The following is a 21,871-nucleotide window of genomic DNA, read 5'->3' as shown; positions in this document are numbered from 1 at the left end:
CCCAAGGCCATTGCCCCCATGAGTCAGGCAGCGCTACAGCAGTTCTATATTCCAGAGGAGCAGTCGGTCTATCTGCTGAGCCATCACGATGCGCGCAAGCTGAAAGACTGGGTAGCGCTGTGCCAGGCTCAGCTGGTGCAGCTGGGATACCGGGACATCGAGCTGATTGGCAAGGGGGCCTATGGTTTCGTGTTTGCGGGCAGCGCTCAGCAGCAGGGGCAGCCCACCCACTATGTGTTCAAGTTCTCGCGCATCACGCTGCCTACCCACTTGCAAGAGCGCCTCGAAGAAGAGGCGTTCATGCTCGACCAGGTCAGCCACCCTCTGATTCCCGGACTGATCGCCTATCAGCGCGTGCGCGGTCAGTCCATTCTGGTCATGGAGCGCGCGCCCGGCTGGAATCTCGAGCAAGTATCGCTGCGCCAGGGGCGGCTTTCGCCGCGCCTGGTGGTGCATATTGCCGCACAGTTGGCGGAGATTCTGGTCACCCTGCGCCGGGAAACCGGCCCCCATGCCCGCCCGGTGGTGCATGGCGACATCAAGCCTTCCAACCTGGTGTTCGACGCCAGCAGGGAAAGCATCGCCTTGATCGATTGGGGGTCGTCGGTCTTTGCCCAGCTGGATGCGGCGCTGCAGTTCGTCGGTGCCAACGTGATGGAGCTGATGTCGGATAACCTGCAGCAGACCAACGCACGGCTGGGCGATGTCTACTTCATCGGCGATGAGCAGCTCAACGGCGCGCTGTCATCGCCGCGTTTCGACGAACAGGGGGTGGCGGGGACCCTGTATGCCCTGGCATCGGCACAGTCCTGCCGTTTTGGCTGCCGGGCGATTCCGGCCAGTGCGTTGGGCCTGCCCATCGAGTTTGCCCGCACGCTGGATGGGCTGCTGGATGCCGACCCGGCCATTCGCCGCCGCGCGGGGGATCACTTCATTCGTGAAATGCCGCGCATGGCCAGAACCGTGATGATCGACTTGCCTGCCGTGCCGCCGCCGCCCCTGGTGCCGATCTGGGGGCATCGCCAGCGCCGGGAGATCGATACCGTGGTGTACAGCTCTCGCAAGGCCTTTCTGCGCGAGGCCAGCGTCGAAGAAACCCTCAATGACGTCAATGACGTGCAGCTGGACCGCTACTACAAGCAGTTCATGCAGGGCATGGGCGACACCGAGAAAGCCTTTCTGGCGTCGGTGAGCCGGTTGGGCAAATACCCCGTGGTGGGCGGGCTGGCCGTGCGCTGGGAGCGGGAGGGCGTCTATATCGACTCGTCGCTCAATCTGCACGACCCCGACCTGAAGCCCGCCTTTACCGAAGCGGTGAATAACATGGTGCATCTGGCGCGGGCCATCCATCGCCAGGGTATTTTCAAGAGTTGCCTGTTCAATGCGCGGCAGACGCTGCACCTGGAGCGGGAAAGCGCCGATGCTTCGTTCGCTGCGCAGCCGGGCATGACCATCGGGTATGAGGTGAGCGCCGTGCCGGAGATGGAGGATCGCACCCGCCAGCACAGTTACTTCGAAGATGGTCCGGATCCAGAAGAGCTGCTGGTGTTGCCCGAAAGCATCATGGCCCTGCTGGAGCAGCTCAATGACATTCACCATACCGGCATGATCATCTTCGAGGCGCTGCCCAGACACCTGAAGATTCATAGCTACTACCGTCTGCTGGACCCACGCCGAGAGCAGGCATTCTCTGCGCTGCTGGCGCACATGCTGGACAGCGTCAATCAGATCGAAGGGCTGGGGGTGTCGGGCTTCATGAAAATGCCCTACAAGGACACCCGGTTCTTTACCCACCTGGAGTGCCAGCCTGCCCACTACTACCCCAGAGACCCGCGCGACTATCTGCGCAAGCTGAGCGGTGGGGCAATCGATCCGCGTTAGCGAGTTACCTCGCGGGTCAGCCACTCGCCCAACTGCTGATTCAAATCATCGGACGCTGCGCCGAAGGCATCGACCACGTCGGCAATGGCGACGCTGCTGGCACGCTTACGTATGGCGAAGCTGCTGGTCGCCAAGGGCGCGCGGTTACTGTCAACCAGCTGTACATCCAGCTGCACGTTGACGCTGGGCGGCGTATCGTCGTATTCGCTCTGGAAGTGGCGCAGCTCGCTGAGCAGGGTCAGGTCGTGGGGCAGGCGATCACTGCCGACGCTCGCAAACCGCTGCTGGGCCTGCAGGCCTTCGATGAGCCGGGCCTTGAGCATGTCCGGAGCGTCCTCGTGCCAGCGTGCGCCTTCGTAGACGTTCACCACGTTGCCTTCCGGAAATACCACCATGCGGTTGCTGCCCAGCAAGTGCCCCGTTTCTGGCGTGGCGATGCCCAGCGTCATGGCGTGGGTGGCCGCTGCATTCGGCTGCCCTGAGGTGTCTACGGCCGGCAGCCGATAAAGCGTGGCCGGTTCGTTGTCGGGCAGGATCGAACAGGCCGTCAGGGTGGCCAGAATGATCAGCAGGGCGCCTGTACGCAGGGGGCTGATTCGAAGGGCCCCGTTTCGAAGTGGCCTGATGTGCAGGGCTTTGGCTCGCAGGGTCTTGAACATCATGGGCGGAACTCCTCTATCTGGTCACGGCCCAGCAAAAAGTTGGTGGGGTTCTCTTCGAGCTGGCGGGTAATGCGATCCAGGGTGGTCAGGGTGGCGCGCAGCGCCGCCAGGGCCGGGGCAATATCGCGGGTGCTATGCAGCGTGCTTTCCACGGCACCGGCATTGTCATCCACCAGCTGTTCGATGCGCTGGGCGGCGTTGGCCACGTCGCGGCTGGCATTCTCGGCGCTCTGCATGACCTCTCGACCTTCGCGGCTGAGCAGCGAATGCGCTTCCTGGCTTAGGGTCTCGATGCTTTCCAGGGTGGCGGTGGCCTGACGCGAGACCTCACCGAACAGGGCCATGTTCTCGTCCAGAGCAGACTGCTGGGAGGCAATCATGTCGGTGATCTGGGCAACGTTGGTGAGAATGTTGCCTGCCTCCTGGCGATTGTCGTCGTTGAACAGCTCGTTGACGTTTTTCAGAATGGCGTTGATGTTGTCGATCATCTCTTCGCCCTCTTCGAAGAGCGTGGCAATCGGCGACGGGTCGGCGCGAATGAACGGCATGTCGTCATCGCTCTGGTCCAGCAGGCGCGGGGTCTCCGGCGTGCCGCCATGCAGCTGAACGGACATGCTGCCAGTAATGCTGGCAAAGGCCAGACGTGCCCGGGTATCGGTCTTGACCGGGGTGTCTTCGTACACACGGATACTGGCCAGCACCTGGCGGGGGTCATCCGGGTTGAGGCTCAATTCGGTGACATCACCTACCTCGATGCCGTTGTACTGCACCTTGCTGCCCACCGCCAGGCCGCTGACGCTGCGCTCGAACAGGATGCGGTAGGGCTGGTAGTCGCGCTCGCCCGCCGCGTGGCTCATCCATAGGGCAAAGAGCAGGGCAGCGGCTGCCGTGAGCACGGTGAACAAGCCGATCATGATATGGTGCGCGCGGGTTTCCATATGTCTCACTCCTCGCGGGAAGTCGGTTCGGCAGAGCGCTGCGCGGCGCGTCCACGGGGGCCATTGAAATAGTCCTGTATCCACTCGTCGTCGGTCTGGGCGACTTTCTCCAGGGTATCGGCCACCAGCACGCGCTTCTGGGATAACACCGCGACGCGGTCGCAGGCGGCGTAGAGCGTGTCCAGGTCGTGGGTGACCAGAAAGACGCTGAACCCCAGGGCGTCTCTCAAGGTGACCAGCAGCTGATCGAAGGCGGCGGCCCCGATAGGGTCCAGCCCGGCGGTGGGTTCGTCGAGAAACAGAATGTCAGGGTCCAGGGCCAGGGCGCGAGCCAGCGCGGCGCGCTTGACCATGCCCCCCGACAGCGACTCCGGGAACTGTCGCGCCGCCTGCGGGGGCAGGCCGACCAGCGCCAGCTTGATGCGCGCCAGGTACTCGGCTTCTTCTCGGGACAGCTTGGCGTGCTCGATGAGGGGGAGCGCGACGTTTTCCTGTAGCGTCAGCGAGCTGAACAGGGCACCACGCTGGAAAAGCACGCCAAACCGCCGTTCGACCAGGCTGCGCTCGGCATCGCTCAGCTCGTCGAGCCGGTTGCCCAACACGTCGATGCGGCCCCCATCGGGCTTCTTGAGACCGACGATACTGCGTAGCAGTACGGATTTGCCGGTGCCCGACCCGCCGACCACGCCGAGAATTTCACCGCGCTGCAGCGTCAGGTCGAGGTCTTCGTGGACCACGTGGCTTCCAAAGCGGTTGACCAGCCCCTCGACGGTGATGGCCGCGTGGTCGTCGCGGGCATCGGGTGTCTTGTGGAGTTCCTTTACCATCCCATCTCCATGAAAAAGAGTGCCGCCAGAGCGTCCAGTAGAATCACCATGAAAATGGATTGTACGACGCTGGAGGTCGTATGGGTGCCCACGGACTGGGCACTGCCGCTGACCTTGAAGCCTTCCAGACAGCCAATCACGGCAATCACGAAAGCAAACACCGGGGCCTTGCTCATGCCCACCAGAAAATGCGTCACCGAGACGTCGTTCTGGAGCGTGTCCATGAATTGGGTCAGGGAGATATCCAGCGAGAGGGTGGCGACCATGGCGCCACCGACCAGGCCACTGAGCATGCCGACGAAGGCCAGCAGGGGCAGGCTGATCAGCATGGCCATGACCCGGGGCAGCACCAGCAGCTCGATGGGGTCCAGCCCTTGGGTTTTGAGGGCGTCGATCTCCTCGTTGGATTTCATGGCCCCCAACTGCGCCGTGAAGGCGCTGGCAGTACGCCCCGCCAGCAGAATGGCCGCCAGCAGCACGCCGAATTCACGCAGGAAGGAAAACGCCACCAGATCGATGGTGTACACCGTGGCCCCAAAGTCTTCCAGCACCGTGGCCCCGAGAAAGGCCACCACGGCCCCCACCATGAAGGTCAATAGGGCCACGATGGGCACGGCATTCAGGCCACTTTGCTGCACATGGGCCACCGTAGCGGTGATGCGCCAGCGGCTGGGCCGAAACACTAGCGGGGCGAAGGCCGCCAGCACCAGACCGATGAACCCCAGCAGTTGACGCTGCTGAGACCACAAACCGCTCATCTGCTGACCGATGGAAGCCAGCGCTTCGCTGACACGAGAGGCGCGCGGTTGGTCATTTTCCAGCGGGGATGCCATGGCCTCGGCCAGACGCATCAGCAGAGCTTGCTGCGCGTCCGGTAGCTCGCTGGCCCACTCATTTACCTGCTTGGCTTTGTCAACGCCTACCAGCTCGATGACCAGCGCGGCGCCCGCTGTGTCCAGTTTGTCGAAGCCGGGCAGCTGGATAGACGCCTCAGAGACCTCCTGCTGTCGATTCAGCGTGTCTCTCAAGGCCGAATAGTGGCGAAGCGTCCATTCCCCGTGCAGCGCTATGTGATCATCGTGTTGCGTGATCCACTTGTTTGGCATCCTTGCTCCCCATGTGCCGACAAGGCGATTAATGCTCCATGATGCATTCAAACGAGCGTTAGTGAAAGGTCGTCGGCAACGGGATTAACGTGAAGCCCCATATTTGGGGGCGAGTTCCTGCTTGATGCGGGCAGCGACCTCCTTGAGTCGTGGGCCAAGATTGTTGACCAGGCGATCATGATCCAGCCGCAGGCTGGAGCCGCCACAGTTGATGGCCATGACTTCCGCACCATCTTCCAGAATCAGCGGCATCGCCACCGCGCTGATATCCCGCTGCCAATCCTGTTCGGAGAGGCAGAAGCCGTACTCGGCATAGTCGCGCAGGCTCTGTTCGATGCCCGCCTGCAGGCGGGGCCAGTCGCTGCCATGAAACGCGGCCAGCTCTTGCATCACCTGATGGCGACGCTCGCCAGACAGCCCGCAAAGCCACGCGCGCCCGATGGCCGACGTGGCGATGGGCAGCCGGGAGCCCACGTCCAGGCGAATGATCAGCGGGCCGTGGCCATGGCAGGTTTCCAGATACACCATGTCGCTGCGGTCGGCGCTGCCCAGGCTGACGTTACAGTCGGTGGCATCGGCAAACTGCTGCAGATGGGGGCGGGCGACTTCGCGTATCCCCATGTTGGCTAGAAAGCGATAGCCCAGTGCCAGCACCCCTGGCCCCAGGCGGTACTTTTCCAGATGGCGGTTATGCTGCAAGTAGCCAAGCTGGGTCAGCGTGTAGGTCAGCCGTGACACCGTGGGGCGGGGAATGCGGGTGCGATTGGAGAGCTCCGCATTGCCCAGGTACTCCTCGCCCGTTCCAAAGGCGCGGAGCAGTTCCAGCCCACGCGCCAGCGCGGTGACGAAGTTGCGGTCTTTTTCGGAGGGTTGCGGCTCATCAGCAGCGGCGTCGGTGGGTTCCATCAAGCGTCTCGGCTAATCGTTCATTGAGTGGCAAGTATCGCATACCTGCGCTGGGGCGATGCATAGCGTGATGACAAATGCCATCAACGCTTGGCCTGCGTCAGCGCTCCAGGCGCTCGATGATGGTGGCAATGCCCTGACCTACGCCGATGCACATGGTCACCAGCGCATAGCGCCCGCCGGTGGCTTCCAGCTGGCGCAGGGCCGTGAGGGCCAGGCGCGCGCCCGAGGCACCCAGCGGATGGCCGATGGCAATGGCGCCGCCGTTGGCGTTCAGGCGTGGGTCGTCGGCGGAAAGCCCGAGCTGCTGAACGCAGCCCAGCACCTGCACCGCAAAGGCCTCATTGATTTCGATGACGTCCATCTGCGCCAGCTCAAGGCCAGCCCGGGCCAGCGCTTTTTGCGACGCGGGCACTGGCCCCAGGCCCATCACCCGAGGGGCAACGCCCGCCACGGCGCTGGCCACGATACGGGCGCGGGGGGCAATCCCGGCACGCTCGCCCGCGGCCAAGGTGCCGACGATCAGCGCCGCCGCGCCATCGTTCAAACCGGAAGCGTTGCCTGCGGTCACGACGCCGTTGTCGAACAGCGCACCCAGCCTGGCCAGTTTCTCTTCGGTGCTTTCCGGCCTGGGGTGCTCGTCCTTGTCCACTCGCAGTGGCGGCTGTTTGCGCCCCTGAGGCACTTCGACGCCGAACATCTCGCCGTCATAAAAACCGTTGGCCAGTGCCTGGGCGTAGCGGGCCTGGGAGCGGGCGGCAAAGGCGTCGCTGGCGTCGCGGCCAATGTTCAGGTCGTGGGCGATGTTATCTGCGGTTTCCGGCATGCTGTGGCTGCCGTACTCTTTGGCAATCCACGGGTTGGGGAAGCGCGAGCCAATCACGGTATCGAACATGGGCTGATTGCGCGCGTAGGGGGAGTCGGCCTTGCCCAGCACGTAGGGCGCACGCGACATGGACTCGACCCCGCCCGCCAGGAACAGCTCGCCTTCGCCCAGACGCGCCGCCCGGGCGGCGTCCATCATGGCGGCGAGGCCGCTGCCGCACAGCCGGTTGACCGTCTGCCCCGCGACGTCGATGGGCAGGCCCGCCAGCAGCGCCCCGTGGCGTGCCACGTTGCGAGAGTCTTCGCCCGCCTGGTTGGTGCAGCCCGCCAGCACTTCTTCGTAGCTTTCTGGGGCAAATGGGTTGCGCGCCACCAGCGCTTTTAATGTCAATCCCAGTAACTCATCCGGGCGAATGGCCGCCAGGCTGCCGCCATGGCGGCCAAAAGGGGTGCGTAATCCGTCGTAGATATAGGCGTCTTGCATGGTTGTTCTCCTTGTTTGGGTGAGCCGTATCGGCAACTGGGGGTGTCAGCCCGTTGGCCCGTTCGTCAGGGACATGCCCAGCGCAGCGCGGCGGCGCAGCCACGGGCTAGGGCGGTAGCGGGGGTCGCCGGTGGCGTCCAGCAGGTTGTGCAAAATGGTCAGGATGCGCGAGGCGCCGTAGTGGTCGCCCATGCGTAGCGGGCCGAACGGGTAGCCCAGGCCGAGCTCTACCGCCCGGTCGATGGTGGCAGGCGCTGCGACCCCTTGCTGAGCGATATCTGCCCCGACATTGACGATGCAGGCCACCACCCGCTGCAGCACGAAGCCATTGCTGTCCTGGAGTGTGCTGACCGGCGTGCCATCGGCATTGAGCAGGCTGGCTGCGGCCTCGATGAAGCTTTCGCGGGTCAAGGGCGACGCCATCAGGCTGCGGCGCTTTGCAAGCCCTGCCAGCATGTCCACCGCCACGCACTGCTCGGCGTTCAGGCCCTGGCGCAGGGCGCACTGGGTGGTGTCTTCACCCAGCGGCGTCAACAGGCACAGCGCCTCCGGGGAAGGCTGCTGCCCGCTCTCCAGCGGCCAGCCTGCAGCTTCGACCAGCTCGGCAAGCTGAGCGGCGCTGTCCGGGTCCTCTCGGCTGACCCACACCGGGCAACCAGGCGTCGCCTGGCGGGGGCGCTCTTCTGGCATCTGCTGCTGGCCCTCCACGTAGCGGTAGAAGCCTTCGCCGGTCTTGCGCCCCAGCAGCCCCGCCGAAAGCCGCTGGCGGGTCAGGGGTGAGGGCCGAAAGCGCGGCTCTTCATAATATTGGTGGTACACCGACTCCATCACCGCATGGGAAACGTCGAGACCGGTCAGGTCCAGCAGCGTGAACGGCCCCATGCGAAAGCCGCCCTGGTCGACCATGATGCGATCAATGGTGGCAGGGTCGGCCACGCTCTCGCTCAGAATACGCAGCGCTTCGGTGCCAAAGGCGCGCCCGGCGTGATTGACCAGAAAACCGGGGGTGTCGGTGGCCTGGGCGGTGAAGTGGCCCATGGCAGACCCCAGGGCATCGACCCGCTGGGTAACGCTGTGATCCGTTCTCAGCCCCGGAATCACCTCGACGATTTTCATCAGCGGCACTGGATTGAAGAAGTGAAAGCCAATCACCCGTTCCGGGTGCTGGCAGGCGGCCGCAATCGCGGTCACCGACAGCGAAGAAGTGTTGGTGGCCAGCACGGCATCCTGGCGAACGATGCTCTCCAAATCGCCAAACAATTCCTGTTTGGCGTCCAGCTTCTCGATAATGGCTTCGACGACGATGTCGCAAGGGGCCAGGGCGGTGAGGTCGCGGGCCTCGACCAGTCGCTCGCCATACTGCTCGGCTTGAACCTGGGTCATTCGCTGCTTGTCGGCGCTACGCTGCCATAATCCTTGAATAAAGGCTTTCGCTTCCGCCACCGCGCCTTCCTTGACATCAAATAGCATGACCTTCAGACCCGCCTGCGCGGCGAGCTGGGCAATGCCTCTCCCCATGGCCCCCGTGCCGACAATGCCGAGGGTGGTGAACGAATGGGCGATTGGGTCATTGTACATGGGTCAACATCCTCGCTGTGAGCGTTTTTGTTCTGCATTGCAAAATAGCGTTTCGTTTATTGACTGCCATCCTAGGCTATGCAAAAGTGCCTGACAAGAGAGTGAGCGCTGGTTTCGCCATGCAAAACAATTAGGCGAGGCAGTGTGCAGGGCAGAGGTGTCGACCACCTATCAAGCGCATTGGCAGGCATCACTGCCCCGAAAACGCCAACCATAAAAATATCGTTGCCCCAGGAGCCGTCATGATCCGTGATCCCGAACTGCTGAATCAGTTGGTTGATACCATTGCCCGTTTCGTCCGGGAGCGTTTGATTCCCAATGAGGCCCGGCTGGCCGAAGAGGATGCAGTGCCCGCCGAGATCCTAGCCGAGATGAAGGAGATGGGGCTGTTCGGACTGTCGATCCCCGAAGAGTACGGCGGCCTCGGGCTCACCATGGAAGAGGAAGCTCTGGTAGCCATGGAGATCGGCAAGACCTCCCCGGCGTTTCGTTCGGTGTTTGGTACCAACAACGGCATCGGCGCCCAGGGGATCTTGATCGATGGCACCGATGCCCAGAAAGCCAAGTACGTGCCGCGGCTGGCCACCGGCGAGATTCTCAGCTCGTTCTGCCTTACCGAGCCCGACTCTGGGTCGGATGCTGCCAGCCTGCGCACCACCGCCGTGCGCGATGGCGACCACTACCTCTTGAACGGCACCAAGCGCTATATCACCAACGGCCCGGAAGCCGACCTGTTCACCGTGATGGCGCGTACCGACCCGGACAACAAGGGCGCGGGCGGTATTTCAGCGTTTATCGTTGAGGGCGATACGCCAGGCCTGATTCGTGGCCCGGCAGATAACAAGATGGGCCAGAAGGGCGCGCATACCTGCGATATCATTTTCGACAACTGCCGGGTGCCCGCTGAGAACATCATTGGCGGTCAAGAGGGCCAGGGCTTCAAGACTGCCATGAAGGTGCTCGACCGTGGGCGGCTGCATATCTCTGCGGTGTGCGTGGGCGTGGCCGAACGGCTGGTGGAAGAGTCGCTGCGCTACACCATGGAGCGCAAGCAGTTTGGCGCGCCGCTGGCAGAGCACCAGCTGGTGCAGGCGATGCTGGCGGATAGCAAGACCGAGGCCTATGCGGGCAAAACCATGGTGATGGACGCCGCCAGACGCAAGGACGATGGCGAAAACGTCTCCACCCTGGCCTCCTGCTGCAAACTGTTCTGTGCCGAAATGGTCGGCCGCGTGGCCGACCGGGCCGTACAGGTTCATGGCGGAGCAGGTTACATGTCGGAATACGCCGTAGAGCGCTTTTATCGCGATGTGCGTCTGTTCCGCATTTACGAAGGTACGACGCAGATTCAGCAGCTGGTGATCGCGCGCAACATGGTGCGGGAGGCGTCCTGATGGCTCTGTCGGTCCCTTACCAAGCGCCAGACGAGACGATTTTTGGCCGCTTAGCGAGCGAGCTGTTGGCGGAGCTACCCGAGCGTTTGAGCACCCGCGTGCTGGAAAACGCTCAGCGCCTGGCGGATCACCCCGCGCTGGTGGATGGCAGCGTCCGCTGGAGCTACGCCGAGCTGGGCCAGGAGGTTCGGGCCGCCTGCGAGTGGCTGGGTGCCTTGGGCGTGCGCCCCGGCGACCGGATCATGACGGTCAGTGAAAACTGTCGGGCACTGGTGGTGTTGCTGTTGGCCGCCAGTGAACTGGACGTCTGGGTAGCCATCGTCAACTCGCGTTTGTCGGCGCAAGAGGTAGACGCGATTCGCGGGAATTGCCAGCCTCGACGTATCTTCTATACCTGCGAAGCCTCTGCCGAAGCGGTTCAGCACGCCCAGCGCCACGCAGCCGACCGTTACCAGCACCCTCAACTGGGTAGCCTGGCCATTTCGCCACTGTGCGATAGTGAGCCCGAGCCCGTAGAAGCCAGCGGTGCCGAACAGGTGGCGGCGATGATCTACACCTCGGGCACCACCGGCACGCCGAAAGGCGTGATGCTCACCCATCGTGGCATTCTGTATATCGCCTCGATTTCCGGCGGTATGCGCCATCTCAACGAAGGGCAGCGGGTGTATGGCGTGCTGCCCATGTCCCATGTGTTTGGCCTCTCGTCGGTGTGCATGGGCTCGCTGTACAACGGGGCTTGCCTGTATACCGTACCGCGCTTCGAGGCGCCGCACCTGCTGGCCACTTTGAAAGAGGAGCGCATTACCGTACTGCAGGGGGTGCCCGCCATGTACGCTCGGGCTCTGGAGTACCTGAAGCGCGAGCAGCGGGCGTTGGAAGCGCCGGCGCTCATTTATATCTCGGCAGGCGGTTCACCTCTGGACAGCGATACCAAGACCCGGGTCGAGGCCGCGTTTGGCCTGACCCTGCACAATGGTTATGGCCTCACCGAAGCCAGCCCGACCATCAGCCAGACGCGTATCGACGACCGCCACCAGAGCAGCACCGTGGGCCGGGTGCTGCCGCTGCTGGAGTATCGGCTGGAGCCCTTGGGCAGTCACGGCACCACCGAGAACGCAGGAGAAGAAGTGGGCGAGCTCTGGGTGCGTGGCCCCAACGTCATGAAAGGCTATTTCCGCCAGCCGGAGGCGACCCGCGCCACCCTGACGGAAGATGGCTGGCTCAATACCGGTGACATCGCCAGGCTGGATCACGACGATCGGCTCTATATCGTCGGCCGCAGCAAAGAGCTGATCATTCGTTCGGGCTTCAATATCTACCCGCCGGACGTGGAGGCGGTGATCAACGAGCATCCGGCAGTCACCTTGACCGCTGTGGTGGGGCGGCAGGTGGCGGGCAATGAGGAAGTGGTGGCGTTCGTGCAGTGCGAGCCGGGTATCGAGGTCGATATGGCCGAACTCAAAGCTTTCATTGCCGAACGGCTGGCGCCCTACAAGCGGCCGACTCAAATTGTCTTGATGGAGTCACTGCCTTCCACCGCCAGCGGGAAAATTTTGAAAGGGCGGCTGCGGGATCTGGCCCAGCAGGAGAGCGCCTCATGAGCGAAACAGACAGCCCAAGCACCTCGACCACGCCCCAGGCGCTGATGGGCTATCACGAATTGCTGGGGATGCACGTAGTCGAGTGGCAAGAGGGGCGCGCGGTGGTGGAGCTCACCATCGAGCCCAAGCACCTGAACCGCAGCGGCAACGTCCACGGCGGCGTGCTGGCCTCGATGCTGGATAGTGTGCTGAGCCTGGCGGGCCTGCACTGCGATGTGCCGGGCAACATTCGTCGTGGCATGACGCTGTCGCTGACCACCACCTTCGTGGGGCCCGCCCGGCAGGGCGTATTGCGCGCTACGGGCACTCTGCGCGGGGGCGGCCAAAAGATCTACATGACCAGCGGTGACATCGTCGATGACCAGGGCCGCCTCGTGGCCATGGGCGAGGGGTCGTTTCGCCGCCGCAGCGGCAGCGAGTCGGCTCACGGCATGCCGGACCCACAGGCGGAGGAGCCAAACGAGTGAGCCCAGCCCGTGTGCGGGTCTCCTGTCTGCTGCTGGTAACGCTGGCCACCCTGACCCATCTGTCAGGGGGCAGCGTGCTGTGGCAGGCCGTGGGCATTGTCGCGCTGCTGCTCTACCTGGCGACCCTGCGAGGCCAGTTGACGCGCATGGCCAAGGGGCTGCTGTGTGCAGCGGGCCTTCTGACTTTGCTGGCACTGTGGCGCTCGCCAACCCCTGGCCAACTGCTGTTCGAGGCAAGTGGGCGCTTTGCGTTCTTTGCCACTTTCGTGGTGGCGCTCAGTATGCTCAGGTTGCCCGCCTATCGCTCCCGTCTGGTGCGCCGCTGTGGCCAGAGCATGCTGCTGCAGCCCCCGGGCCGCCGCTACCCGATTCTCTCGCTGGGGTCGGCGCTGTTTGGGATCATTCTGAACATTGGCGTGCTCAACCTGTTTGCCGCCATGATCGAAAAGAGCAATACCCTGAGCGCAGCCCAAGGCCGTACCTGGGTGCAGCAGGCGCGCCAGCGTCGCATGATGCTGGCGCTATTGCGCGGCTTTTCGCTGGCCCCGCTGATTTCGCCCATGGGCATCGGGGTGGCCGTGGTGCTTTCCAGTCTTCCCCAGGTCACCTGGCTGCAGCTAGCCCCTTACATTCTGGGGGCGGCTGGGCTGATTTTCATGACGGGCTGGGCGGTGGATTACCTGACGGGTCCGCATCCGCCCGCCAACAAATCCTCCGTTTCCCCCTCGCTGCGCCCTCTGGCCCAGTTCAGTGTGCTGCTGATCGGCATCGTGGCACTGGTGTTTTCGCTGGCCTGGCTGCTCGACGTGCGCCTGCCGATTGCCGCACTGCTGGGAGCCCCCAGCGGGGCGCTGCTATGGCTTGCCTGGCAGCGGCGCCGGCTGGGTTACGCCGGGCTGCCTGCAGCGCTAACGGCGGTTCATCGCCAGCTCCCCTGGCTGCTGTCGCCCAGCGCCAACGAGATCGTGGTACTGGGGGCGGCGGGCTACCTGGGGCATCTGTGCGTGGGCCTGGTGGATACCCAACAGCTTGGGCCGCTGCTGGCGGTGCTCGGCCCGCTGGGCACCTTCAACGCAGTCTTGGCGATGCTGATGGTCGTGGGGCTGGCGCAAATAGGCGTCAATCCTATCGTCACCGTGACGCTGCTGGTGGGCCTGCTGCCCACTCTGGACATCCCTGGGCTGACACCAGCGCTGATCGGGGCGTCGTTGATGGTGGGTTGGGCACTGGCGCTGATGTCATCGCCCATGACGGCGTCGATGCTGATTCTGTCGCGCTTTACCGGCGTGCCCGCGACCCGTATTGGCTACCGCTGGAATGGGCGTTTTTTGGTGGCGTCGATTCCGCTGCTGGCGCTCTGGTTTGGCTGGCCGCCGTTTTAGCAGGCGGTCGTTGTCTGAAACGCTTGACCTTTGGCAGGCGTTTTTTTATTGTTTCTTTTATAAAGTGAAATATTATTTTACTATGCGGAATTAAGGCTAAAAAGCTGAAGAGCTTAAAAGCTGATGATTCAATCGTGGGAGCATGCCTTATGAAAATCCTCGTCGCGGTAAAACGCGTCATCGACTACAACGTCAAGATCCGCGTCAAGGCGGATCACTCCGATGTGGATCTGACCAACGTCAAGATGGCCATGAACCCCTTCTGCGAAATCGCCGTGGAAGAGGCCGTGCGTTTGAAAGAGAAGGGAGCAGCCAGCGAAGTGGTCGCCGTGACGGTAGGCCCCAAGGCTGCTCAGGAGCAGCTGCGCACCGCGCTGGCGCTGGGCGCCGATCGCGCCATCCACATCGAGACCGACGAGCGCGTCGAATCGCTGGCGGTGGCCAAACTGCTGGCCAAGGTGGTGGATGAAGAGCAGCCTGGTCTGGTGATTCTTGGCAAGCAGGCCATCGACACCGACAACAACCAGACCGGTCAGATGCTGGCGGCGCTGACCAATCTGCCCCAGGGCACTTTCGCCTCGGAAGTCGCCATCGATGGCGACAAGGTGAACGTGACCCGTGAAATCGACGGCGGCCTGCAAACCGTCGCCCTCACGCTGCCCGCTATCGTCACCACCGACCTGCGCCTCAACGAGCCGCGCTATGCCAAGCTGCCGGACATCATGAAGGCCAAGAAAAAGCCGCTGGACGTCAAGACCCCCGCCGACTATGGGGTCGAGGTCGCGTCGAACGTCACGCTGCTCAAGGTCGAGTCACCCGCCGAGCGCAAGGGCGGTATCAAGGTCGCCTCGGTGGACGAGCTGATCGACAAACTGAAAAACGAAGCCAAGGTACTTTGATAACGTGCTTTGATAACGCGCTTTGAAAGGAACTGATCTCATGAGCATTCTGGTACTTGCCGACTTGCATGACGGCCAACTGGCCAGCGCCACCGCCCACGTCGTGGCAGCCGCCCAGGCGATCGGTGGCGATATCGACGTACTGGTCGCCGGTGAAGGCGTCCAGGCCGCCGCCGAAGCCGCCGCGACACTCGACGGCGTGAGCAAGGTGCGCGTGGCAGACAACGCCGTCTACGCCCATCAGCTTGCCGAGCCCATGGGCGCGCTGCTGGTTGCCCTGGCCGACGACTACACCCACGTGCTGACCAGCGCCTCCACCACCGGCAAGAACGTGCTGCCCCGGCTGGCCGCGCTGAAAGACGTCAGCCAACTGTCGGAAGTGATTGGCGTCGAGAGCGCCGACACCTTCCTGCGCCCGATCTACGCCGGTAACGCCATCGCCACGGTGAAAAGCGACGACCCGCTGAAAGTCATCACCGTGCGCACCACCGCCTTCGATGCGGTAGGCAGCGGCGGTAGCGCCAGCGTGGACGCCGTGGACGTGGTCGTCGACAACGCCCAGTCCCGCTTCGTGAAGCAGGAGCTGGCCCAGAGCGACCGCCCGGAACTCGGCGGTGCCAAGGTCGTCATCTCCGGCGGCCGCGGCATGGGCAACGGCGAAAACTTCAAACTGCTGGACGGCATTGCCGACAAGCTGGGCGCCGCCATTGGCGCGTCTCGTGCGGCGGTGGATGCAGGCTTCGTGCCCAACGACATGCAGGTAGGCCAGACCGGCAAGATCGTCGCCCCCGAGCTGTACATTGCCGTGGGCATCAGCGGCGCGATTCAGCACCTGGCGGGGATGAAAGACTCCAAGGTGATCGTGGCGATCAACAAAGACGAAGAGGCCCCGATCTTCCAGGTAGCCGACTACGGCCTGGTGGGGGATCTGTTCGAGATCCTGCCGGAGCTGGAGAGCAAGCTGTAAGCGCTTCTGACATCCTGTCATTGGTCGGAACAACCCTACGCGGGGGCGCTGTGAACCCTTCCATGGGCGCTACTTTTGCCATCCATGGCAAAAGACCCCCGCTACGGGTTGTTCCGACCATTTCATTGCAGTGCGTTATCTTCCTGAAAGGCTCTGTGGGGCCTTTTGCAGTATTGGTTCACAATAATAACTGGCGAGTTTTCCATGCTAACCCAACTGACTGCCTCAATGACGCTGCCGGTTATCGGCTCTCCCATGTTCATCGTTTCCGGCCCTGAGCTGGTGATTGCCCAGTGTCAGGCGGGGATTATTGGCGCGTTTCCGGCGCTGAACGCCAGGCCTGCGGAAGTGCTTCGGGAGTGGCTGCAGCAGATTACCTCGACGCTGGACGCCTATGACGCTCAGCACCCGCAAGAGCCCGCCGCACCGTTTGCGGTGAATCAGATCGTACACCCCACCAATGACCGCCTGGACCACGATGTAGCGCTGTGCGCGGAGTTCAAGGTGCCGCTGATCATCACCAGCCTGCATGCGCCCAACCGGGTAGTCGAGCAGGTACACGCCTACGGCGGCCTGGTGTTTCACGATGTGACGACGATCAGGCACGCCCAAAAAGCCATCGATGCCGGAGTGGATGGGCTGATTCTGGTGTGCCATGGCGCAGGCGGCCATGCGGGGCGGCTCAACCCCTTTGCCTTCGTGGCCGAGGTTCGGCAGTTCTACGATGGGCCTCTGGTGCTGGCGGGGACGATTACCAAAGGCGAGCAGATCGCCGCCGCGCAGGCGCTGGGCGTGGACATGGTGTACATGGGCACGCGCTTCATTGCTACCCAGGAAGCCAATGCCCAGCCTGCTTATAAGCAGATGGTGCTGGAGGCTGCTGCCGGGGATATCGTCTACACCAACCTGTTTACCGGCGTGCACGGCAACTATCTTCGCCAGAGCATCGAGCTGGCCGGGCTGGACCCGAATGCGCTGCCCGAGGGCGACAAGAGCGCCATGCGCTATGGGTCAGGTGGCAGCAGCAAAGCCAAGGCATGGCGGGATATTTGGGGCGCAGGGCAGGGGGTGGGCGGTATCACGACGCTCAACAGCGTGGCCGATGAAGTGGCCACCCTGCGTGTGGATTACCAACAAGCACGGGATCAGTTGCGACGGCGCTGACGAAAGGCGGCCACGCGCGCTTGAAAATCCTCCGTGGTTTTACAGGCATCCTGCAGCGAGCCTTCCAGCGTCAAGGTGTCGTCGAGCGACAGGTTGGCTGCCTGTCGCAAGGCGCGTTTCGTGGCTCCCAGTGCCTGGGGAGATTGCGCCACCAGCGCCTGCGCCAGCCCTCGGGCCTCCGCTAGCACCTGATCATCCTCCACCACTCGATTGGCCAGACCAAGCGCCACGCAGCGCTCGGCGTCGATGGGGGTGGCCAGCGCCGCCATTTCAAAGGCCTGGGCATGACCCAGCTTGCGCACCAAATGCCAGCATGCGCCGCCATCAGGAATCAGGCCAATAGTGATAAAAGCCAGCTTCAGGTACGCCGAGCGGCCCATGACCACCATGTCGCTGGCCAGCACATAGGAGACGCCAATCCCTGCAGCGGCACCGCTGACCGCTGCGATCACCGGTTTCTCCATGGTCATCATGGTGCGCAGGGCAGGAAGAAAGAGCGTCGCCAGCCGCTCGCTGGCGGGCTGTGTGGTGGCTTTCTCGAACTCTGCCAGGTCGGCACCGGCGCAGAAGGCGCTGCCTTCGCCGCTGAGAATCACGCAGCGCACCTGTAAGTCCGCCGCCGCCCTGGCAAGGGCTTCGTTGAGTGCCAGGGCCGTGGGCTCGTTGAGGGCATTGCGCACCGCTGGGCGCGCAATGGCGATGTGGGCAATACCGTCTGCCGTTGGGTGGACCCGCACGAGCGGCGTGGCTTGCTGACTCATATTCGGCTCCTCAGGCAGCGTCCAGCTGTTCGCTCAGCGTTTCAAGGTGGAAGTCGCTATCGCCCAGGTAGTGATCGAACATGACCAGGTGCTTGGCGTAGTGGGCCACGTAGCACTCTTCGGTCATGCCCATGCCGCCGTGCAGCTGAATGGCCTGTTCGGCGATGAAACGCGCTGATTCACCGCAGTACGCCTTGGCCGCGGCCAGCTTGGCATCCCGTTCCTGGGCGGGCAGCGAGAGGCTGGTGGCGGCAAGAATCGCCATGGAGCGCGACTGCTCCAGGTGCAGGTGCATGTCCACCATGCGGTGCTGCAGCGCCTGAAACGTGGCCAGCGGCAGGCCAAACTGCTTGCGCTCTTTCAGGTACGCCAGCGTCTGGTCGCAGGCGGTTTCCATGGCACCGATGGCGCCGGCGCACAGCGCTGCCCGGCCCAAGGCCAATACCTCTGCCAGTGCCTCACCGGCGTCTTCGCTCAGGCAGTGCTCCAGCGGCAGGGCCACGTCGTCCAGCATCAGGTCACCGGCGGGCTGGTCATCCATGGTGCGATAGGTGCGCTGCGAAACGCCCTGGGCATCGGCAGGCACGATGAACACGCCTAACTGGCCATTGGGCAGTTGGGCGGTGACCAGCGTGGCGGCGGCATTGGCCAGGTTCATGACCACGTCCTTGTGGCCGTTGAGCAGCCACTGGCCGTTGTGCTGGCGCGCGTGGGTCGATATATCGAACGCGTCATAGCGGGCGGCGTGCTCTTGCCAGGCCAGGGCAAGCTGGTGCTCGCCTTCCAGCAGCGGTGCCAGCCAGCGTGCCTGCTGTGCCGGACTGCCACATAGCGCCAGCAGTTGCCCGGGCATGATCAGCCCAAACAGGTAGGCTTCCGGGACCAGGCCGCGCCCCAGTGCCTGCATGATGATCATCAGGTCGGTGCCGTCGCCGCCCAGCCCTCCCACGTCTTCGCTGAACGGCATATGCAGCAGCCCCAGTTCGGCAAAGGTGCGCCACAGGGGGCTGGCGGCGTGTGACGGCGCTTCCAGCAGGGCGCGGCGTTGTTCAGGGGATACCTGGTCGGCCACCAGGCGTGTCAGTGTCTCTTCGAGCATGCGCTGCTCGTCGGTGAGTGCGAAATCCATGGTGACCCCTTACATGCCTAGAATGGTTTTAGCGACGATGCTCTTTTGAATCTCGTTGGCCCCGCCATAAATCGACAGCTTTCGCCGATTGAAATACTGAGCGCTGGCAGCAGCGCTCTGGGCGGCGGCGTCTTCCAACGTGTCGTCACCGTGGAGAAACTCGGGAAAGAACGGCAGCGCGGCAGGCCCCAGCGCACGGCGGGTCAGTTCGCTGAGCTCCTGACGCAGCTCCGAGCCGCGTACTTTCAGCAGGGAGCTTTCTGCCCCGGGAACACCGCCCTCCCGGGAGGCGGCAATCACCCGCAGGTTGGTGACTTCCAGCGCCATTAGCTCCAGCTCGGCTTTGATCACCCGTTGGCGAAAGCTGGGCAGCGCCAGCAGCGGCTTGCCGCGATGCTGCATACGTGAGGCCAGCGACTTCAAATGGCGCAGCGCCTGCTTGGCGTGGCCCAGCCCGGCAATGCCGGTGCGCTCATGGGTGAGCAGGAACTTGGCGCAGGTCCACCCCTGGCCCTCGTCGCCCACGCGGTTCTCCACCGGTACGCGCACGTTATCGAGGAACACCTCGTTGACTTCATGGGCACCGTCTAGGGTGATGATCGGGCGCACGGTAATGCCGGGGGTCTGCATATCGATCAATAAAAAGCTGATGCCTGCCTGCTTTTTGGCCTGGGGGTCGGTGCGTACCAGGCAGAACATCATGTTGGCGTGCTGACCCAGGGTGGTCCAGGTTTTCTGGCCGTTGACCACATAGTGGTCACCGTCACGCACCGCACGGGTCGACAATCCGGCCAGGTCCGAGCCAGCGCCCGGCTCGGAGTAGCCCTGGCACCACCAATCCTGATTGTCGAGAATGCGCGGCAGGTAGTGTTGCTGCTGCGCGACACTGCCGAACTTCATGATCACCGGCGCCACCATGTTGACGCCAAAGGGGACGACCGTGGGAGCGTGGGCGGCGGCGCACTCTTCATCGAAGATATGCCGCTGCACCGGCCCCCAGCCCGGGCCACCGTGTTCGACTGGCCAGTTGGCGGCGAGCCACCCCCGTTCACTGAGAATGTTCTGCCAGCGCAGGTGGTCGTCGGCGCGCAAATGGCGCCCCAGGCGTACCCGCTCACGGATGTCCTCGGGCAGTGAGTCGCTGAGAAATTGGCGGACTTCCTCGCGGAACGCCTGCTCTTCGGGGCTAAACGTCAGGTTCATGAGTGTGCATTCCTGGCAGTGGTCGATGAGGTGTCGGAGGCGGGCTGGGCCAGCGTGGCCTGGCGGTGAGCCCCGCCTGAATGCCGGGGGTAGCCCAGGGCTTCCACCGAAAGCAGATCGATATCGCTTTCCCGGTAGCAGGCTCCCTGCTGGGACAGGTCCAGGCTGGCATGCTCCAGCGCCGTTTGGATGCCTTGGGCAGGCGCTTGTGCGGCGGCGTCATGCAGGGTACTCAGCACGCCAGGGGAGCGCGTCACGACCACATTGGCCCGCAATGCCTTGAGGGTTAACGCTGCCCGCTGCTGGTCCAGCGCGCTGGCGTGGTGATTGACCAGTTCATGGAAGGCGCCATGCTCAGCCAGCACCAGGCTCAAGGAGGTCGAGGGCAGGTCTGTGTCAATGTGTTCGTCGATGGCTGCGCTGATGGGGGCAGGAAGTGGCCGCAGCGCTAGCGTGACGGCCTGGCCGGGGCAGGTGCTGGTATCCGCGCCGGGCGCCAGCAGGCACAGTTCGGTGTTGGCCTCTGCTGTGGGTGTCAGCGTTATCCCCGCCCGCTGGGCGGCCTGCTGCAGCGTGTCGAACAGCGGGTGTTCACCGATCAGGGCTAGCTGGGTGAAGGGGGCCGCGTTCTCTACGCCGGGTACCAGGTGAGGGCTTCGGGCGGCAAAAAATAGGTGGATCAGCCCTGCCCGTTGATGGGAGTCCATACAGGCCAGAAACAGTGCCCGCTCCTGGCGCAGGCCCTCTTCCAGCGATGCCGCCTGGGTGCAGGCATCGATGGCTTCGACGATGCGAAACGGCGAAAACAGCTCCGGGACGCTGCTTTCAAGCTGCGCCCGCATGGTAGCCATGGCTTGAGGGTCGGCGTCGGGTGCGGGGAGCTGCCCGGTAATACGCGTTGCCTGTTCTCCCGCCAGCACTGCTCGTGCAGCGGCAAGCCCGGCTTCCAGCGGCGTTGCGGCGTCGCTGATGGCATCGAGGATTCCGATGGCATGGGCTTCCGTGGCCTCCACGAAGCGCCCGCTGGTGATGATGTCCAGCGCATTTGCCACGCCAGCCAGCCGAGGTAGGCGTTGGGTGCCGCCTGCGCCGGGCAGCAGGCCGAGCTTCACTTCTGGCAGGCCAACACGAGTGCTTGCCAGCGCCACACGATAGTGACAGCCCAGCGCGACTTCCAGGCCACCCCCCAGCGCCGTGCCGTGCAGCGATGCCACCAACGGTTTGGGACATGCTTCCAGTTGGCTAATCACGTCTGGCAGAAGCGGCGCCTGGGGCGGTTTGCCAAATTCGCGGATATCTGCCCCGGCGATGAACGTGCGGCCCTCGGCCATGACCACCAGCGCCTGGGCCTGCTGGTCGGCGATGCCTTCTTGCAGCGCGTCGAGCAAACCGCGCCGCACAGCCTGGCTCAAAGCGTTGACCGGTGGGTTGGCGATACTGATGACGCCCACCTCGCCATGCCGCTGGTAGTGAACACTCATGATGGCTCCCGTGTTTCGCTATATGAAACTAAGCATTGTTATTTGGAATATACATCGATCATGGCGAAAGACGCCGCTGGAGTCAATAATTCAAAACGTAGTTTTGCATTGCGGAATTTATGGCTTTGAATAAAAGGCCGCACAGTGGCGGCCTGAGGTAAAAGATGCGGCGAAATATGAAGCGCGGCGTGAGTCAGGCTTGTTGAGGTAGGCCTG

The 21,871-nt window shown here is 63.4% G+C and carries 19 protein-coding genes; 8 read left to right on the top strand and 11 right to left on the bottom strand.

Translation table 11 applies throughout. The features are described from left to right. The first annotated feature begins 18 nt into the window (after positions 1 to 18). Positions 19 to 1,881, top strand: coding sequence for a protein kinase domain-containing protein (locus LG409_RS09270; RefSeq protein WP_227406531.1), 1,863 nt, complete (start codon positions 19 to 21; stop codon positions 1,879 to 1,881). Here LG409_RS09270 and LG409_RS09265 read toward each other — a convergent pair. The 7 genes from LG409_RS09265 to LG409_RS09235 form a co-directional block, all read right to left on the bottom strand. Beyond that, positions 1,878 to 2,543 carry an ABC-type transport auxiliary lipoprotein family protein gene (locus LG409_RS09265; RefSeq protein WP_096922938.1) on the bottom strand — a complete coding sequence of 222 codons (666 nt, stop codon included), beginning with the start codon at positions 2,541 to 2,543 and terminating at the stop codon, positions 1,878 to 1,880. The genes LG409_RS09270 and LG409_RS09265 overlap by 4 nt on opposite strands. After that, the gene (locus LG409_RS09260) at positions 2,540 to 3,481 is read right to left on the bottom strand and encodes an MlaD family protein (RefSeq protein WP_227408080.1); all 942 of its coding nucleotides are present in this window, start codon (positions 3,479 to 3,481) and stop codon (positions 2,540 to 2,542) included. The genes LG409_RS09265 and LG409_RS09260 overlap by 4 nt, the downstream gene beginning before the upstream one ends. Before the next feature lie 5 nt (positions 3,482 to 3,486). Next, complete coding sequence (locus LG409_RS09255; protein WP_227408079.1) at positions 3,487 to 4,308, bottom strand: ABC transporter ATP-binding protein; 822 nt, start codon at positions 4,306 to 4,308, stop codon at positions 3,487 to 3,489. Beyond that, a complete protein-coding gene (locus LG409_RS09250) occupies positions 4,302 to 5,414 on the bottom strand; it encodes an MlaE family ABC transporter permease (RefSeq protein ID WP_227408078.1) in 1,113 nt (370 codons plus the stop codon). Before LG409_RS09250 ends, LG409_RS09255 begins: the two co-directional genes overlap by 7 nt. An 84-nt stretch (positions 5,415 to 5,498) precedes the next feature. Then, positions 5,499 to 6,320: an IclR family transcriptional regulator gene (locus LG409_RS09245; RefSeq protein ID WP_227408077.1), complete on the bottom strand. Its 822-nt coding sequence runs from the start codon at positions 6,318 to 6,320 to the stop codon at positions 5,499 to 5,501. A gap of 100 nt (positions 6,321 to 6,420) precedes the next feature. Then, positions 6,421 to 7,629 carry a 3-oxoadipyl-CoA thiolase gene (locus LG409_RS09240; protein ID WP_227408076.1) on the bottom strand — a complete coding sequence of 403 codons (1,209 nt, stop codon included), beginning with the start codon at positions 7,627 to 7,629 and terminating at the stop codon, positions 6,421 to 6,423. A gap of 45 nt (positions 7,630 to 7,674) precedes the next feature. Further along, entirely contained in the window at positions 7,675 to 9,207 is a 1,533-nt protein-coding gene (locus LG409_RS09235) for a 3-hydroxyacyl-CoA dehydrogenase (RefSeq protein ID WP_227408075.1), read from the bottom strand. Between the two features lie 242 nt (positions 9,208 to 9,449). Between LG409_RS09235 and LG409_RS09230 the strand changes: the two genes are divergently transcribed. From LG409_RS09230 to LG409_RS09200, 7 genes are all read left to right on the top strand, one after another. Continuing rightward, positions 9,450 to 10,601, top strand: a complete 1,152-nt coding sequence (locus LG409_RS09230) for an acyl-CoA dehydrogenase family protein (protein WP_039181760.1) — start codon at positions 9,450 to 9,452, stop codon at positions 10,599 to 10,601. Then, complete coding sequence (locus LG409_RS09225; protein ID WP_227408074.1) at positions 10,601 to 12,202, top strand: class I adenylate-forming enzyme family protein; 1,602 nt, start codon at positions 10,601 to 10,603, stop codon at positions 12,200 to 12,202. Before LG409_RS09230 ends, LG409_RS09225 begins: the two co-directional genes overlap by 1 nt. Beyond that, the gene (locus LG409_RS09220; protein WP_227408073.1) at positions 12,199 to 12,669 is read left to right on the top strand and encodes a PaaI family thioesterase; all 471 of its coding nucleotides are present in this window, start codon (positions 12,199 to 12,201) and stop codon (positions 12,667 to 12,669) included. Before LG409_RS09225 ends, LG409_RS09220 begins: the two co-directional genes overlap by 4 nt. After that, positions 12,666 to 14,051, top strand: a complete 1,386-nt coding sequence (locus LG409_RS09215; RefSeq protein WP_227408072.1) for a hypothetical protein — start codon at positions 12,666 to 12,668, stop codon at positions 14,049 to 14,051. Before LG409_RS09220 ends, LG409_RS09215 begins: the two co-directional genes overlap by 4 nt. A gap of 149 nt (positions 14,052 to 14,200) precedes the next feature. After that, positions 14,201 to 14,950, top strand: a complete 750-nt coding sequence (locus tag LG409_RS09210) for an electron transfer flavoprotein subunit beta/FixA family protein (RefSeq protein ID WP_227408071.1) — start codon at positions 14,201 to 14,203, stop codon at positions 14,948 to 14,950. Positions 14,951 to 14,990: 40 nt separating this feature from the next. After that, the gene (locus tag LG409_RS09205; protein ID WP_227408070.1) at positions 14,991 to 15,917 is read left to right on the top strand and encodes an electron transfer flavoprotein subunit alpha/FixB family protein; all 927 of its coding nucleotides are present in this window, start codon (positions 14,991 to 14,993) and stop codon (positions 15,915 to 15,917) included. Between the two features lie 204 nt (positions 15,918 to 16,121). Then, positions 16,122 to 17,081: an NAD(P)H-dependent flavin oxidoreductase gene (locus LG409_RS09200; protein ID WP_227408069.1), complete on the top strand. Its 960-nt coding sequence runs from the start codon at positions 16,122 to 16,124 to the stop codon at positions 17,079 to 17,081. Here the strand turns inward: LG409_RS09200 and LG409_RS09195 are convergent. Genes LG409_RS09195 through LG409_RS09180 form a run of 4 tightly spaced genes read right to left on the bottom strand, consistent with a single transcriptional unit; the run spans position 17,063 to position 21,655 of the window. After that, positions 17,063 to 17,842 (bottom strand): enoyl-CoA hydratase/isomerase family protein, encoded by a 780-nt coding sequence (locus LG409_RS09195; protein ID WP_227408068.1) that lies wholly within the window; start codon positions 17,840 to 17,842, stop codon positions 17,063 to 17,065. The genes LG409_RS09200 and LG409_RS09195 overlap by 19 nt on opposite strands. A 10-nt stretch (positions 17,843 to 17,852) precedes the next feature. Next, positions 17,853 to 18,971, bottom strand: a complete 1,119-nt coding sequence (locus LG409_RS09190; protein ID WP_227408067.1) for an acyl-CoA dehydrogenase family protein — start codon at positions 18,969 to 18,971, stop codon at positions 17,853 to 17,855. 9 nt (positions 18,972 to 18,980) lie between these two features. Next, complete coding sequence (locus LG409_RS09185) at positions 18,981 to 20,174, bottom strand: acyl-CoA dehydrogenase family protein (RefSeq protein ID WP_227408066.1); 1,194 nt, start codon at positions 20,172 to 20,174, stop codon at positions 18,981 to 18,983. Beyond that, a complete protein-coding gene (locus LG409_RS09180) occupies positions 20,171 to 21,655 on the bottom strand; it encodes an enoyl-CoA hydratase/isomerase family protein (protein ID WP_227408065.1) in 1,485 nt (494 codons plus the stop codon). The genes LG409_RS09185 and LG409_RS09180 overlap by 4 nt, the downstream gene beginning before the upstream one ends. Between the last annotated feature and the right edge of the window lie 216 nt (positions 21,656 to 21,871).

This window comes from Halomonas sp. NyZ770 (assembly GCF_020616575.1).
In the GTDB taxonomy this organism is placed as follows: domain Bacteria; phylum Pseudomonadota; class Gammaproteobacteria; order Pseudomonadales; family Halomonadaceae; genus Vreelandella; species Vreelandella hamiltonii.
This window is presented reverse-complemented; position numbering and strand designations above follow the sequence as displayed.

What these genes read in the sequence shown, in the direction of transcription:
- LG409_RS09195 (WP_227408068.1), bottom strand. Translation starts at nt 17,842, where the DNA reads ATGAGTCAGCAAGCCACGCCGCTCGTGCGGGTCCACCCAACGGCAGAC.
- LG409_RS09265 (WP_096922938.1), bottom strand. Translation starts at nt 2,543, where the DNA reads ATGATGTTCAAGACCCTGCGAGCCAAAGCCCTGCACATCAGGCCACTT.
- LG409_RS09260 (WP_227408080.1), bottom strand. Translation starts at nt 3,481, where the DNA reads ATGGAAACCCGCGCGCACCATATCATGATCGGCTTGTTCACCGTGCTC.
- LG409_RS09180 (WP_227408065.1), bottom strand. Translation starts at nt 21,655, where the DNA reads ATGAGTGTTCACTACCAGCGGCATGGCGAGGTGGGCGTCATCAGTATC.
- LG409_RS09235 (WP_227408075.1), bottom strand. Translation starts at nt 9,207, where the DNA reads ATGTACAATGACCCAATCGCCCATTCGTTCACCACCCTCGGCATTGTC.
- LG409_RS09245 (WP_227408077.1), bottom strand. Translation starts at nt 6,320, where the DNA reads ATGGAACCCACCGACGCCGCTGCTGATGAGCCGCAACCCTCCGAAAAA.
- LG409_RS09250 (WP_227408078.1), bottom strand. Translation starts at nt 5,414, where the DNA reads ATGCCAAACAAGTGGATCACGCAACACGATGATCACATAGCGCTGCAC.
- LG409_RS09190 (WP_227408067.1), bottom strand. Translation starts at nt 18,971, where the DNA reads ATGGATTTCGCACTCACCGACGAGCAGCGCATGCTCGAAGAGACACTG.
- LG409_RS09240 (WP_227408076.1), bottom strand. Translation starts at nt 7,629, where the DNA reads ATGCAAGACGCCTATATCTACGACGGATTACGCACCCCTTTTGGCCGC.
- LG409_RS09185 (WP_227408066.1), bottom strand. Translation starts at nt 20,174, where the DNA reads ATGAACCTGACGTTTAGCCCCGAAGAGCAGGCGTTCCGCGAGGAAGTC.
- LG409_RS09255 (WP_227408079.1), bottom strand. Translation starts at nt 4,308, where the DNA reads ATGGTAAAGGAACTCCACAAGACACCCGATGCCCGCGACGACCACGCG.
- LG409_RS09230 (WP_039181760.1), top strand. Translation starts at nt 9,450, where the DNA reads ATGATCCGTGATCCCGAACTGCTGAATCAGTTGGTTGATACCATTGCC.
- LG409_RS09225 (WP_227408074.1), top strand. Translation starts at nt 10,601, where the DNA reads ATGGCTCTGTCGGTCCCTTACCAAGCGCCAGACGAGACGATTTTTGGC.
- LG409_RS09205 (WP_227408070.1), top strand. Translation starts at nt 14,991, where the DNA reads ATGAGCATTCTGGTACTTGCCGACTTGCATGACGGCCAACTGGCCAGC.
- LG409_RS09270 (WP_227406531.1), top strand. Translation starts at nt 19, where the DNA reads ATGAGTCAGGCAGCGCTACAGCAGTTCTATATTCCAGAGGAGCAGTCG.
- LG409_RS09200 (WP_227408069.1), top strand. Translation starts at nt 16,122, where the DNA reads ATGCTAACCCAACTGACTGCCTCAATGACGCTGCCGGTTATCGGCTCT.
- LG409_RS09210 (WP_227408071.1), top strand. Translation starts at nt 14,201, where the DNA reads ATGAAAATCCTCGTCGCGGTAAAACGCGTCATCGACTACAACGTCAAG.
- LG409_RS09220 (WP_227408073.1), top strand. Translation starts at nt 12,199, where the DNA reads ATGAGCGAAACAGACAGCCCAAGCACCTCGACCACGCCCCAGGCGCTG.